Below are 13,400 nucleotides of genomic sequence, written 5' to 3'. Positions count from 1 at the left end.
CCCGCAGGCGCAGCCCCCGGTGCCTTCGGCCGTACGACGACCGCCGGCCCCCGCGAGGGGCACGCTGCTGCCATGCCCACACCCTTCCGCCACACCGAACCCCTGCCGCCCAAGGCGGCCACCGGTCGCGTCGCCGCGGTGTACGAGCAGATCGCCCGCGACTTCGGCATCGCCGAACCGGTCACCTTCGTGGTCCTTTCCTCGGCCCCCGAACTCCTCGCCCCGGCCTGGGCGTTGATGCGCGAGTCGCTCATCGCCGGACCCGGCAGCCGCACCGGCAAGGAGTTGGCCGCGTACGGGGTGTCACGCGCCAACCAGTGCCCGTTCTGCGTCGACGCGCACACCGTCCTGCTGCACGCCACCGGCGACCACGCCCTCGCCGAACGCCTGGCCCGCGGGGAGCGGCCGGAGAACGAGGACCACGCGCGTGTGCTCGACTGGGGAGAGCACACGCGCGTGCCCGGCGGCGCCCTGGAGCCGTACCCGTTCCCGCGCGAGCACGCCCCCGGCTACCTGGGCACCGCGCTCGCCTTCCACTTCATCAACCGGATCGTGTCCGCGCTGCTCACCGAACAGATGCTGCCGTTCAACGCCCAGCGGTTCAGGGCGGTCCGCAGTGTCGCCGGCCGCACGCTCGCCCGGACCGTACGCCGCTCCGCCCTGCCCGGTGAGGGCCTCGCGCTGCTCGACCGGCCCGACCCCGGCGAGGCACCGGCCTGGGCGGGCGACACGGCCGTCGGCCCCGCGTACGCGGCGCTGCTCAGGGCGGCCATGGCGGGCTCCGGTCTGCTCGACGCCGACGACCAGGCCCTCGTGGAGGAGACCCTGTGGGGCTGGGACGGGGCGCATCCGCCGCTCGCCCTGGGCGGGTTCCCGGACCGGCGGGAGCGTCCCGGCGCCCGTCTCGCGCTGCTGACCGCCCTCGCGCCGTACCGGATCACCGACGAGGACGTGGCGGCCTGGCGGCGGCCGGAACACACCGACCACTGTCTGGTGCGCCTCGTGGCCTACGGGGCGTTCGCGGCCGTGGACCGCATCGAGTCGGCGCTGCACCGCCCCATCACGCGGACATAGCGGGACGTACGGCGCATCGGCCGGGGGGGTGCGGTCACCGCACCGCCACGGAGCGAGTTGGCGCTTCCACCCCACAGGCAGTCGTGTGACACTGGCGTCCCGTCCGCGGTGCGGACCCGCTCCGCACCTCCCCACGGAAAGTGCGCCGTGCGTTCTCCTCTTCCTCTGCCGCTCGCTCTGACCGCGCGTCTGTCCCCCGTCGTCGTGCTCGCCGCGGCGGGCTGGGCGCTGGCCTCCGGACCGTTCGCCGCGGAGCCGGCCGCCGCGCCCAAGGCGGAGCAGACGACCGGGAACCGGTCCGCCTCCGCCCCGGCGACGTCGGCCGCGTCCAAGACGTACGCCGCCGCGCCCGCGCCGTGCTCCGGCGTGTCCAAGAAGACGATCACGTCACTGGTGCCGGGCGCCAAGCCGGCCGGCAAGGAGATCCCGTCGACGGACTCGACGCTGCGCCGCACCTGCTCCTGGAACGCCCTCAAGGGGTACGACTACCGCTGGCTGGACGTCTCCTACGAGGTCATGGACTCGGACGAGGCGGCACAGACGTCCTACCGGGAGACGGTCGAGCAGCGGAGCGGCGGCGGAGACGTACCGGGTGTCGGCGACGCGGGGTATTCGGTGGTGAACCTCACCACCGCCGACAAGCAGGAGACCCGCGAGGGCGTGGTGCTGGTCCGCGCGTCCAACGCGCTGGTGACCATCACGTACAACGGCAGCGACTTCGAGTCCAGGAAGGCGCCCGGCACGGACGAGATCAACAAGGGCGCCATCAAGGCCGCCAAGGAGGCGGTCGCCGCGCTGGAGAACGGCCGGCGGGGCTGACCGTCCTCCAGCGGCAGCCGGCGGCTCAGGTCTCCAGGCGGTCCCGTCCGCGCACCAGCATCAGCACCACGTACAGCACCATCGAGGTGCCCAGGCCCACCGCCCAGCCGTAGTCGGCGAGCGGCTCCAGCGCCGGAACGGGCCGCCCGTCGATCAGCGGCTCGAAGCTGGCGCCGCCGACGGCGAGGACACCGCCGACCACGAACGCGGCCACGGCCCGCCAGTTCCAGCCGCCCTCGTACCAGTAGCGGCCGCCCGCGCGGTACAGGTCGGTCAGGTCGAGCTTGCCGCGGCGCAGGATCCAGTAGTCGGCGATGAGGATGCCGGCGACCGTGCCGAGCAGACCCCCGACCAGGCCGAGCCAGGTGAAGATGTAACCCTCCGGGTCGGAGTACAGCTTCCAGGGGAAGATCAGCACGCCCAGCACGCAGGTGACGAGCGCGCCGGTCCGGAAGCTGATCTTCCGGGGCGCGATGTTGGAGAAGTCGAAGGCCGGCGAGACCAGGTTGGCCGCGACGTTCACGGACAGGGTCGCCACCAGCACGGTGACCAGCGCGAACAGCAGGCCCACGACGTTGTCCGTCTTGGCGGCGAGCTCCACCGGGTTCCAGATCGTCTCGCCGTACACGGCCTGTGAACCGGAGGTGACCATCACCGACAGCAGCGCGAAGAGCGTCATGGTCGTAGGAAGACCAAGGGCCTGGCCCCACATCTGCGACTTCTGGCTCCTGCCGTAGCGGGTGAAGTCCGGGATGTTCAGGGACAGGGTGGACCAGAAGCCGATCATGCCCATGAGGGACGGCCAGAACAGCTTCCAGAAGTCGGCGCCCCAGCCGAGCTTGGAGGGCTGGTCGAGCAGCGGGCCGAAGCCGCCCGCCTTGTTGCTCATCCAGATCAGCATCACGAAGGCGCCGACCAGGACGAAGGGCGCCGCCCAGTTCTCGAAGCGGCGGATCGTCTCCATACCCCGGTAGATGATCACTACCTGGATCGCCCAGAAGATCGCGAACGACAGCCACATGGTCCAGGGGTGGCCGCCGATGCTGCCGACGTCGCTCCAGCCGTTGCCGATCAGCTTCCCGGCGAGGAAGTAGATCGCCTCGCCGCCGATCCAGGTCTGGATGCCGAACCAGCCGCAGGCCACCAACGCCCGTACGACAGCGGGCAGGTTGGCGCCTCGGATACCGAACGAGGCACGGGCGAAGACCGGGAAGGGAATGCCGTACTTCGGTCCCGCGTGCCCGGTGAGCAGCATCGGGACCAGCACGATCACATTGGCCAGGGCGATGGTGAACACCGCCTGCTTCCAGTCCATGCCGACGGCGATCAGACCGGAGGCCAGGGTCCAGGAGGCCGTGTTGTGGGCCATGCCGACCCACAGGGCGGAGAAGTTGTACGTGCTCCAGGTGCGCTTCTCCACCGGAACCGGAAGCAGGTCCTCGTTGGCGTAGGCGCCGCTCGGGGCGGGGCTGCCCGGGGCGAGCTCCACCCGGCCGTCGGCGAGGGTGACTTGGGCGGACGGCGGTATGGCCGTGGGAGCGGTGTCGGTCATGGGCAGGCCAATCAAACGAAGGGCGGATCCGGAAAGGCCGTGCGGGCTCCGGTCTCCTCCCCGGGGGAGCGGGGAGGAGCGAACAGGAGTGGGGGGAGGGGTGGGGCGGGTGCGCGGGTGGTGCCGTGGGTCAGCCGTTGACGGCCGGGATCACCCGCGACCCGTACGCGTCGATCGTGGCCTCCTGCGCGTCGTGCATGTCGTAGACGGCGAACTGGTCGACGCCCAGCTCACGCAGCGCGTTCAGCTTCTCGATGTGCTTCTCGACCGGGCCGATGACGCAGAACCGGTCGACGATCTCATCGGGCACGAACTGGGTGTCCGGGTTGTCGGCGCGCCCGTGGTGGGAGTAGTCGTAGCCCTCGCGGGCCTTGATGTAGTCGGTGAGGTCGTCGGGGACGGCGGCGGAGTGCTCGCCGTACTTGGAGACCAGGTCGGCGACGTGGTTGCCGACCATCCCGCCGAACCAGCGGCACTGCTCGCGCGCGTGGGCGAGCGCCTCGGGCGAGTCGTCCTCGGTGACGTAGGCGGGGGCGGCGACGCAGATCTTCACCTCGGACGGGTCGCGTCCGGCGGCGACGGCCGCGTCCTTCACCGCCTTGACCATGTACTCGGTCAGGTAGAGGTCGGCGAGCTGGAGGATGAACCCGTCGGCCTCCTCGCCGGTCATCTTCAGCGCCTTGGGGCCGTACGCGGCCATCCAGACGGGCAGTTCGGCGTCCGGCTTGATCCACGGGAACCTGATCACGGTGCCGCCGAGGTCGGCCTCGTCGCCGCGGCCCAGCGCCCGGATGACCTTCATCGCCTCGCTGATGCGCGCCAGGGTGTTGGGCTTGCGGCCGGCGACCCGCATCGCGGAGTCACCGCGGCCGATGCCGCACACCGTGCGGTTGCCGAACATGTCGTTGAGGGTGGCGAAGGTGGAGGCGGTCACCTCCCAGGTACGGGTGCCCGGGTTGGTCACCATCGGGCCGACCTTCAGCTTGGTCGTGTTCGACAGGATCTGGCTGTAGATCACGAACGGCTCCTGCCACAGCACGGCGGAGTCGAAGGTCCAGCCGTACGTGAAGCCGTTGCGCTCGGCCCGCTTCATCAGGCTGATGACCTTCGAGGCCGGCGGGTCGGTCTGCAGGACGAGTCCGAAGTCCATGGGCGCCACTCCTAGGTGAGGTACTGACAGGTGGAGCGGGGGGTGTACGTGCCGTGTCCGGCGTGCCCGGTGTACTCCCGCTCGGTGATGACGAGTTCGCCGCGCGACAGGACCGTCTCGACGCGGCCGGTGACCCGCTTGCCCTCGTACGCCGAGTAGTCGACGTTCATGTGGTGCGTGTCGGCGGACATGACCTGCTCGGCGTGCGGGTCGTAGATCACCACGTCGGCGTCCGCGCCCGGCGCGATGGTGCCCTTCTTCGGGTACATGCCGAACATCCGGGCCGGGGTCGCGCAGGCGATCTCGATCCAGCGGCGGCGCGAGATGTGCCCGTCGACGACGGCCTGGTGCAGCAGGTCCATACGGTTCTCGACGCCCGGCAGCCCGTTGGGGATCTTGGAGAAGTCGCCCCGGCCGAGTTCCTTCTGGCCCACGAAGCAGAAGGGGCAGTGGTCGGTGGAGACGACCTGGAGGTCGTTGGTGCGCAGGCCCTTCCACAGGTGGGCCTGGTGCTCCTTGGGCCTCAGCGGCGTCGAGCACACGTACTTCGAGCCCTCGAAGTCGGGCTCGGCGAGGTTGTCCGTGGACAGGAACAGGTACTGCGGGCAGGTCTCGCCGAAGACGTTCAGCCCCTCGTCGCGCGCCCTGGCCAGCTCGGCGACCGCCTCCATCGCCGAGACGTGCACGACGTACAGCGGGGCGCCCGCGACCTGCGCGAGCTTGATGGCCCGGTGGGTGGCCTCGGCCTCCAGGAGCGCTTTGCGGACCTCGCCGTGGTAGCGGGGGTCGGTCTCCCCGCGGGCCAGCGCCTGCTCCACCAGCACGTCGATCGCGATGCCGTTCTCGGCGTGCATCATGATCAGCCCGCCGTTCTCGGCGGAGCGCTGCATGGCGCGCAGGATCTGGCCGTCGTCGCTGTAGAAGACGCCGGGGTAGGCCATGAACTGCTTGAAGGAGGTCACGCCCTCCTCCACCAGCAGGTCCATCTCCTTGAGCGTGTCCTGGTTCACGTCGGAGACGATCATGTGGAAGCCGTAGTCGACGGCGCAGTTGCCCTCGGCCTTGGCGTGCCAGGCGTCCAGCCCCTCGCGCAGCGAATGACCCACGCTCTGCACGGCGAAGTCGACGATGGTCGTCGTCCCGCCCCAGGCGGCGGCCCGGGTGCCGGTCTCGAAGGTGTCGGAGGCGAAGGTGCCGCCGAACGGCAGCTCCATGTGGGTGTGGGCGTCGACGCCGCCCGGGATGACGTACTTCCCGGTGGCGTCGATGGTCCGCCCGGCCGTCCAGGCCTCGGCGGCCGGGGTGCCGGACGTGGCGAGGGCGGCGATGCGGCCGTCCTCGATCAGGACGTCGGCGTGGATCTCGTCGGACGCGGTGATGACGAGGCCACCACGGATGACGGTACGGCTGCTCATGCGTTGACGCTCCGCTGGGTCGTGGTCGAGAGGTGCGGGTCGTTGGTGGCTGGTCGCGCGGTCCGCCGCGCCCCGTCCAGGGGCGGTCCCGGTCCCCGGTCCGTCAGGGAGCCGTCAGCGGGGCGTACGCCTCGGGGCGGCGGTCCCGGTAGAACTGCCAGCGGTCGCGGACCTCCCGCAGCTTGGCCAGGTCCAGGTCGCGGACGACCAGTTCGGTCTCCTTGTCGCCGGCCACCTCGCCCACGAACTGGGCCTCCGGGTCGACGAAGTACGACGTCCCGTAGAAGTCGTTGTCGCCCAGCTCCTCGACGCCCACCCGGTTGATCGCGCCCACGAAGTACTCGTTGGCGACGGCGGCCGCCGGCTGCTCCAGCTGCCACAGGTAGCCGGACAGGCCGCGCGAGGTCGCCGACGGGTTGAAGACGATCTCGGCGCCCGCCAGGCCCAGCGCCCGCCAGCCCTCGGGGAAGTGGCGGTCGTAGCAGATGTAGACGCCGATCCTCCCGACGGCCGTCTCGAAGACCGGCCAGCCCAGGTTGCCCGGGCGGAAGTAGAACTTCTCCCAGAAGCCGGGCACCTGCGGGATGTGGTGCTTGCGGTACTTGCCGAGGTACGAGCCGTCCGCGTCGATCACGGCGGCCGTGTTGTAGAGGACGCCGGGCTGCTCCTCCTCGTACATCGGCAGGATCAGGACGAGACCCAGTTCCTCGGCGAGCGCCTGGAACCGCTGGACGATCGGGCCGCCCGGGACCTGCTCGGCGTACTCGTAGAACGCCTTGTCCTGCACCTGGCAGAAGTAGGGCCCGTAGAACAGCTCCTGGAAGCACAGGACGTGAGCGCCCTGGGCGGCGGCGTCGCGGGCCGCCTGTTCGTGCACCTGGATCATCGACTCCTTGTCGCCGGTCCAGGCGGTCTGGAAGAGGGCGGCGCGAATCACTCGGCTCATCGGGACCTCCGGTCGCTCGGTGTGCGAGGAGCCTAGGAAGTCCGCGGAGCCGGTTTGAGGTGCACGGTGTCACGCCTGCGGGCCTGTGGCGTGCCACCGTGTCACCCTGTCCTGGGCCCATGTTTCACCACCGTTCTCCCAGGTCGTCTTCTGTTTCCCCGCCGTTTCGCGGCGGCCGGTTCAGCCTCGCTGCGCGTCGTGCGCGAGGAGCGCGATGTGTACCGAGGCGGCCTGCTCGAAGTCGTCGAGATCCACACCGAGCCGGGCCTGTATCGCCTCCAGCCGGCGGTACAGCGCCGGCCGCGAGACGTGGTGGAGCTGGGCGGTGCGGGACTTGTTGCGGCCGGTGGCGAGATAGGTGCGCAGCACGGCGAGCAGGTCCTGCCCCGCCGCGCACAGCAGCCCGTCCAGTTCGCGCTCCGCGAAGGACTGCACGTACGGGTCGTCCCGCAGGAGCCGGACCAGGCCGCGCAGATGCACGTCCTTGAGCCGTACGACGGCCGGCAGGTCCAGGACGGCAGAGGAGTCCGCGACGGCGTCGGCCACGTGCTGGGCCTCGCGCAGCCCGGCGGGGACGTCGTCCCAGGCGGTGCGCGCGTCGGCGGCGGCGATCACGGTCCGGCCGGACTCGGAGCGCACCCGGGCCGCGAAGTTCGCCGTGAGGGCGGGGGCGTCCTGGTCCCGGGCCAGGCTCAGCAGCACCGCGGTGGCGTTGTCGGCGAGTTCGGCGACGATGCCGGACAGCCCCACCGTCCGCAGCACCCGGTCGAGCCCGGCCGGGTCGCCGTCGCGGACGACCAGCGGGACGAAGGTGCGGCGGTTGACCGGCAGACCGGCCGCCCTGGCCCGGGGCAGCAGCTGCCGGGCCGGCACGATCCCGCTGACCAGGTCGGTCAGCAGGCTCTGCGCGGACTGCTCCTCCCAGGTGTGCGCGGAGGTGCCGGCCAGCATGCGGTGCAGCACGAGCGACTCGGCGGCGCGGTCGGCCAGCAGCCGCCCGGAGGCGGTGTCGCCCCGGTACCCGCACAGCACGATCTGCCCCCACCGCTCCCCGCGCCCGGCGAGTTCGGCGCGGATCCAGCCGTCGCCCTCGCTGCCGCCGGCCTGCCGGGCGATGCGTTCCCAGTCGCGCAGCACGTCGTCCACGGCGGGCCGCTCCCCCGCCGTGGCGAGAACGCGGTGGGCGAGGTTGGTGACGACGACAGGGCAGGCGCTGTGCTGGGCGACCTCGTCGAGCAGGCGTTGCAGCGGGGCGCCCGCGGTGATGAGTCCGGTGAGCGCGGTCCGTACCGACTCGGACAGGCTGACGGCCGCGAACTTCCGCCGCACCAGGCGTGCCTGGACCTCCTCCGTCAACTCCGCGAAGGGGAAGGGCCGGTGCAGGACGACCATCGGCAGCCCGCACCGCTCGGCGGCCCGGCGCATCACGTCCGGCGGGGCGGGGAACGCCCGCCCCAGACCGAGGACGACGGCCGCGGCCTCCGCGCGGTGCAGGGACTGGATGTACTCGGCCTGCGCGCTCTCGTCACCGGCGAGCAGCACCCCGGTGGTGAGCACCATCTCGCCGCCGCTGAGCATCACGCCGACGTCGGCGGCCTCGGCGACGTGCACCCAGCGCACGAGCCGGTCGAGCTGGCCCGCTCCGGCCACCACCTCGGGTTCCCCGGCCAGGACCCGTTCCAGGGTGAGGACCTGCCGGACCGACAGGGTCGGCTCCGCGGGCTGCCAGGTCTCCGAGGCGGTGGTCATGACGGTGTTTCCCTTGCTCGGGACGGTGCTACTGGATGCTCCGCAGAGCGCGTTCGAGGATCGCGGCGCCTTCCTCGGCCTCCGCGACGGTCAGGGACAGCGGCGGTGCCACGCGCAGGGCGCTGGTGTCGTGCCCGCCGCCCTTGCCGATGAGCAGGCCACCGGCGCGGGCGGCTTCGAGCACGGCGGCGGCGGCCTCCGGGTCGGCCTGGTCGGTGCCGGGCCGGACCAGCTCGATGCCGAGCATCAGCCCACGGCCCCGCACCTCCCGTACGCCCGGGATCCGCGCGCCGACCGCCCGCAGCCGTTCCAGGAGCAGTCCGCCGACGCGCCGGGCGTTGCCCTGGAGGTCGTGCTCCAGCAGGTACGTGAGGTTGGCGTTGCCCGCCGCCATGGTGACCTGGGTGCCGCCGAAGGTCGAGATGCTGTTGGCGTCCAGGCAGTTCATGATCTCGGCGCGGGCGACCACCCCGCCGATGGACATGCCGTTGCCGATGCCCTTGGCGAAGGTGACGATGTCCGGAGGGCCGTTCTGCCCGTGGGCCTGCCAGCCCCAGAAGTGGTCTCCGGTGCGGCCCCAGCCGGTCTGCACCTCGTCGGCGATCCACAGGATGCCGCGCTCGTGCAGCACCTCGCGGAAGGCGGCGTAGAGACCGTCCGGCGGCGAGGTGAACCCGCCGACGCCCTGCACGGGCTCGGCGATCAGCGCGGCGGGCGGACGGGTGTGCCCGAGGAGGTCCCGCAGGTCGTCGACGCAGGCGGCGACGAAGTCCTCGTCGCTCAGCGCGGCGTACGGGCCGCGGGTGCGCACGCCGCCGTGGACGTACAGCGTCTGTAGCGGTGACAGCGAGGTCGGGGACCAGCCGCGGTTGCCGGTGATGCCGACCGCGCTGAAGGAGCGGCCGTGGTAGCTGTTGCGCATGGCCAGGACGGTGTTGCTGCGGCGGTAGGTCGTCGCCAGCATCAGGGCGGTGTCGTTGGCCTCGGTGCCGGAGGTGGTGAAGAAGACCCGGGCGTCCGGGATACCGCTCAAGTGGGCGACACGTTCCGCGAGTTCGACCATCGGCCGGTTGAGGTAGAGGGTGGACGAGTGCAGGATCCGCCCGGCCTGCTCGCTCACCGCCTTCGTCACCTCGGGGAGCGCGTGCGCGGTCATCGTCGTCAGGATGCCGCCGAAGAAGTCGAGGTACTTGGTGCCCTCGGCGTCCCACACGTACCGGCCCTCGCCGTGCGTGATCTCCAGCGGGTCCTGGTAGTAGAGGGCGAGCCAGTCGGGCAGGACGCCGCGGTGGCGGCCCAGCAGGTCGTCGGTCACGGCCGCACCAGCCCGTCGTAGGCGTCGGGCCGGCGGTCGCGGTAGAAGGCCCACTGCTGCCGTACCTGTTCGATGAGGTCGAAGTCGAGGTCGCGGACGACCAGTTCCTCGTCCTTGTCACTGGCCGTCTCCCCCACGAACTGTCCGCGCGGGTCGACGAAGTACGACGTGCCGTAGAAGTCGTTGTCGCCGTACTCCTCGACGCCGACCCGGTTGATCGCCGCGATGAAGTACTCGTTGGCGACGGCCGCCGCCGGCTGCTCCAGCCGCCACAGGTGGGACGACAGACCGCGGTGGGTGGCCGACGGATTGAACACCAACTGGGCTCCGTTCAGGCCCAGTTGCCGCCAGCCCTCCGGGAAGTGCCGGTCGTAGCAGATGTAGACGCCGACCTTGCCGACGACCGTGTCGAAGACGGGCCAGCCGAGGTTGCCGGGCTTGAAGTAGTACTTCTCGCGGAAGCCCCTGATCTGCGGGATGTGGTGCTTGCGGTACTTGCCGAGGTAGGTGCCGTCGGCGTCGATCACGGCCGCGGTGTTGTAGTAGAAGCCCGCCTGCTCCACCTCGAAGACCGGGACGACGATCACCATGCCGGTCTCGCGGGCGAGTTCCTGCATACGACGCGTGGTCGGCCCGTCGGGCACCGGCTCGGCCCAGCGGTAGTGCTCCGGCTCCTCGACCTGACAGAAGTAGGGGGCGTTGAACACTTCCTGGAAGCCGATGACCTTGGCCCCCCGGCGGGCCGCCTCGCGGGCGTGCTCCTCGTGTTTCGCCACCATGGACTCGGTGTCGCCGGTCCAGGTGGCCTGGACCAGAGCGGCGCGGACGACGTTGGCCATGAGCTGCTCCTTCGATGGGACGTCAGAGCCTCTACGCCCGTAGACGCAGGTCGTAGAGGGACGAACGTAAGCCTCCTGGAGGGCCTTGCCAAGACCATCGTCGTTAACCCGCGGAGTCGATCACGTTTCACACTCCTGTGGGTGAGCCGCTGGGCCGGTGAGCGGAGCACAAAGGCCGCCCCCGGCCCGGGGCGCGGGCGGACCGGGTCCGCTCGGGGCCAGGGCCAGAGATCCGCTCAGGACCGGGTCAGGTCCGCTCAGGCGGGGAATCCGGCGACCCGCAGGGCGTGCACCAGGTCCCAGTGGCACTGGTCCGAGACGCCCCGGGCGGCTTCCACGAGCAGCGGTACCAGGGTCGGCGGGTCGGGCGCGGCGCTGCGGGCGGCCTCCTCCGGGGTGCGGACGCTGACATAGGCGTCGAGGAGTGCGCGGACCTCGCGGCGGCGTCCTTCGGCGGCCAGGGCGAGGACGGCCCGTCCGATCTCGGCGGCGGGCCGGGCCACGCCCTGCCGCAGGATCTGCTCGGCGTCGGGGCCGCGGCCCGCCGCGACCAGCGCGTCGGCGGCGGCGACGAGGCGGTCCGCGGGCAGCGAGGCGGCTTCCCACAGCAGGGTCACCCAGTCGGCGCGGAGGCCGGTCCGCTGCATCTCCGCGGCGAGCAACGGGTAGCGGGCGGCGGGCCAGTACGCGATCTCGGCCAGCAGGGCGTGCGCCTCGCCGCTGCGGCCCTCGCCGCGCAGCCGCACGAGCCGCTCCACCGTCTCGGTGGTCTCCCGCCGGTCCACCGCGTCCAGCGGCTCGGCCTGCGGCTCCGTCCGCGCCCTTCCCCTCACCACCCCGGCGAACCGCGCCCCGCGCGGGGTACGGCCGGTCGGGACGGGCGCGGCGGGCAGGTCCGGCACGACGGCCGGCGGTACGACGACGGGCGCCGCCTCCTGCTCGACCATCCCGGCGAACCGGGCACTGCCACGGCGACGCCTGCGCTGCTTCGGCTCCGGCTCCTTGGGAGCCGTCTCCTCGGGGGCCGTCTCCTGCCCGTCGGGCGCGCCGGCGGAGGTGGACCACCGCGGGGGCGGCGTCCCGGCGAACGCCGACTGCTGCGGGTCCGAGACCCCGGTGGAGGACACCCACTCCGGATCCGGGGCCCCCGCCGATGAGGACCGCCGCGCGTCCGAGACCCCGGACAAAGACGCCCACTCCGGATCCGGCGTCCCCGCCGGTGACGACCGCCGCGAACCGGGCGCATCCGCGGGCGCCTGCCGCCGGGCGTCCGGCGTCCCCGTAGGGTGCGACCAGTCCGCGCCAGAGACGCCGGAGGAGGACACCCACTCCGGATCCGGCGTCCCCGTGGGGTGCGACCACTGCGGGGCGGCGGCGTCGGGATCCTCCCGACGGGTGTCACCGATGCCCGGCGTCCCGGCCGCGCCCCGATCCGCCGCACGCCATTCGGTCACCTCGGCCCCGGGCTGCTCCGCACGCTGCCGCGGCATGCTCGGGAACCCGCCGTCGTAGGAGCCGTCCCGCCCGCCGGACTCCTGCTCGTCGAACCTGAGCCCTCGCCCGTCGAACGCCGGATCGTCATACGAGCCCTGCCCGTCCGGCGGAGCGGCGTTGGACCCGTACTCGTCCCCCCACCCGTGCCCGCGTCCCCGCGCGGGGGCAGAGCCGTACGGGTCGAACCCCTGTGACTGCGCACGGCCATCGCCACCGCCACCGTCATGTCCGGGCCCGTCCGGCCATGCGTCGCTCGCACCGCGCCCGTCCGTCCGGACGCCACCGGGGCCTGTGTCGCCCGGCCCCATGTCACCCGACCGCGCGTCCACCGACGCGCGTACACCTGGCTCGTAGCCCCGCTGGCCCCGCCCCTTCAGCTCCGGATCCCCGGGACCGTCGGACCCGCCCTCACCCGTGCCCGACCGCACGTCGCCCGACGGGGATCCACCGCCTGCCCGGAACACCGCGGCTTCGCCGGCGCTCCCCCGCCGTGTCGCCTGTCCCTGTTCCGCCGTGGCGCGTCGGTCCAGATCGGCCATCCGGGAACGGAGTTCCGCGCAGCGGCGGGTCGCGCGTTCGTGGTCGTCGCGCGCCCACGCGAGGTCGAGGCGGAGGGCGTCGGCCTCCTCCTGGGTGGTGGCGGAGGCGAGCAACCGGCCCAGTTCCGCCTGACGTTCGGCGGCGTAGCGCTGCTCGCGGAGCATGACGTCGAACCGGTCGCCGAGGGCGTCCCGGCCGCCGGGAGAGGCGTCGTACGCGACGAGCGCGGCGGCGTACACGGCACGGGCCCGTTCCGCCTCCGCGCCGGCGGCCTGGTGGCCGTACTCCGCCGCGAGGTCCTGAAGCAGCGCCTCCACGACGTCCCACGGCGGCATCTCACGTCCGTCGAGGCAGGCCTGCATGCCCTCGGGGTCCCGCTGCCAGAACACGCCGCACCAGCCGGCGCCCTGGTCCAGACGCGCCAGCAGAGCGTCCAGGTAGTGCGCGAACTCCCGTACCTGGCCGGGGAGTCGATCCACAGTCACCGCCCAACTCGCACCAGACCGG

Annotated in this window: 10 protein-coding genes; 2 read left to right on the top strand and 8 right to left on the bottom strand. The window is 72.1% G+C overall.

Going from position 1 to position 13,400, the window contains the following annotated elements:
- Nucleotides 1–72 precede the first annotated feature (72 nt).
- Together QQS16_RS32225 and QQS16_RS32220 are read left to right on the top strand one after the other, a co-directional pair.
- Nucleotides 73–1,074 carry a carboxymuconolactone decarboxylase family protein gene (locus tag QQS16_RS32225; protein WP_286065579.1) on the top strand — a complete coding sequence of 334 codons (1,002 nt, stop codon included), beginning with the start codon at nt 73–75 and terminating at the stop codon, nt 1,072–1,074.
- Nucleotides 1,075–1,221: 147 nt separating this feature from the next.
- Entirely contained in the window at nt 1,222–1,893 is a 672-nt protein-coding gene (locus QQS16_RS32220) for a hypothetical protein (protein ID WP_286065578.1), read from the top strand.
- 25 nt (nt 1,894–1,918) lie between these two features.
- Here the strand turns inward: QQS16_RS32220 and QQS16_RS32215 are convergent, their stop codons facing one another.
- The 8 genes from QQS16_RS32215 to QQS16_RS32180 all read right to left on the bottom strand — a co-directional run bounded on the left by QQS16_RS32215 (nt 1,919) and on the right by QQS16_RS32180 (nt 13,378).
- A complete protein-coding gene (locus QQS16_RS32215) occupies nt 1,919–3,445 on the bottom strand; it encodes an NCS1 family nucleobase:cation symporter-1 (protein ID WP_286065577.1) in 1,527 nt (508 codons plus the stop codon).
- A gap of 130 nt (nt 3,446–3,575) precedes the next feature.
- Nucleotides 3,576–4,595, bottom strand: coding sequence for a TIGR03842 family LLM class F420-dependent oxidoreductase (locus QQS16_RS32210; protein ID WP_286065576.1), 1,020 nt, complete (start codon nt 4,593–4,595; stop codon nt 3,576–3,578).
- Between the two features lie 11 nt (nt 4,596–4,606).
- Nucleotides 4,607–6,010 (bottom strand): dihydropyrimidinase, encoded by a 1,404-nt coding sequence (gene hydA / locus QQS16_RS32205; RefSeq protein ID WP_286065575.1) that lies wholly within the window; start codon nt 6,008–6,010, stop codon nt 4,607–4,609.
- Between the two features lie 103 nt (nt 6,011–6,113).
- The gene (locus tag QQS16_RS32200; protein ID WP_286065574.1) at nt 6,114–6,956 is read right to left on the bottom strand and encodes a nitrilase-related carbon-nitrogen hydrolase; all 843 of its coding nucleotides are present in this window, start codon (nt 6,954–6,956) and stop codon (nt 6,114–6,116) included.
- Nucleotides 6,957–7,136: 180 nt separating this feature from the next.
- A complete protein-coding gene (locus QQS16_RS32195) occupies nt 7,137–8,705 on the bottom strand; it encodes a PucR family transcriptional regulator (RefSeq protein ID WP_286065573.1) in 1,569 nt (522 codons plus the stop codon).
- Nucleotides 8,706–8,733: 28 nt separating this feature from the next.
- A complete protein-coding gene (locus QQS16_RS32190) occupies nt 8,734–10,020 on the bottom strand; it encodes an aspartate aminotransferase family protein (protein WP_286065572.1) in 1,287 nt (428 codons plus the stop codon).
- Nucleotides 10,017–10,859, bottom strand: coding sequence for a nitrilase-related carbon-nitrogen hydrolase (locus QQS16_RS32185; protein ID WP_286065571.1), 843 nt, complete (start codon nt 10,857–10,859; stop codon nt 10,017–10,019). Before QQS16_RS32185 ends, QQS16_RS32190 begins: the two co-directional genes overlap by 4 nt.
- A 257-nt stretch (nt 10,860–11,116) precedes the next feature.
- Entirely contained in the window at nt 11,117–13,378 is a 2,262-nt protein-coding gene (locus QQS16_RS32180) for a hypothetical protein (protein WP_286065570.1), read from the bottom strand.
- Nucleotides 13,379–13,400: the final 22 nt, after the last annotated feature.

Source organism: Streptomyces sp. ALI-76-A, from assembly GCF_030287445.1.
In the GTDB taxonomy this organism is placed as follows: domain Bacteria; phylum Actinomycetota; class Actinomycetes; order Streptomycetales; family Streptomycetaceae; genus Streptomyces.
Note: the sequence above shows the minus strand (reverse complement) of the source record. Positions and strands in the feature narration are given on the sequence as shown.

What these genes read in the sequence shown, in the direction of transcription:
- QQS16_RS32225 (WP_286065579.1), top strand. Translation starts at nt 73, where the DNA reads ATGCCCACACCCTTCCGCCACACCGAACCCCTGCCGCCCAAGGCGGCC.
- QQS16_RS32200 (WP_286065574.1), bottom strand. Translation starts at nt 6,956, where the DNA reads ATGAGCCGAGTGATTCGCGCCGCCCTCTTCCAGACCGCCTGGACCGGC.
- hydA (WP_286065575.1), bottom strand. Translation starts at nt 6,010, where the DNA reads ATGAGCAGCCGTACCGTCATCCGTGGTGGCCTCGTCATCACCGCGTCC.
- QQS16_RS32185 (WP_286065571.1), bottom strand. Translation starts at nt 10,859, where the DNA reads ATGGCCAACGTCGTCCGCGCCGCTCTGGTCCAGGCCACCTGGACCGGC.
- QQS16_RS32195 (WP_286065573.1), bottom strand. Translation starts at nt 8,705, where the DNA reads ATGACCACCGCCTCGGAGACCTGGCAGCCCGCGGAGCCGACCCTGTCG.
- QQS16_RS32210 (WP_286065576.1), bottom strand. Translation starts at nt 4,595, where the DNA reads ATGGACTTCGGACTCGTCCTGCAGACCGACCCGCCGGCCTCGAAGGTC.
- QQS16_RS32215 (WP_286065577.1), bottom strand. Translation starts at nt 3,445, where the DNA reads ATGACCGACACCGCTCCCACGGCCATACCGCCGTCCGCCCAAGTCACC.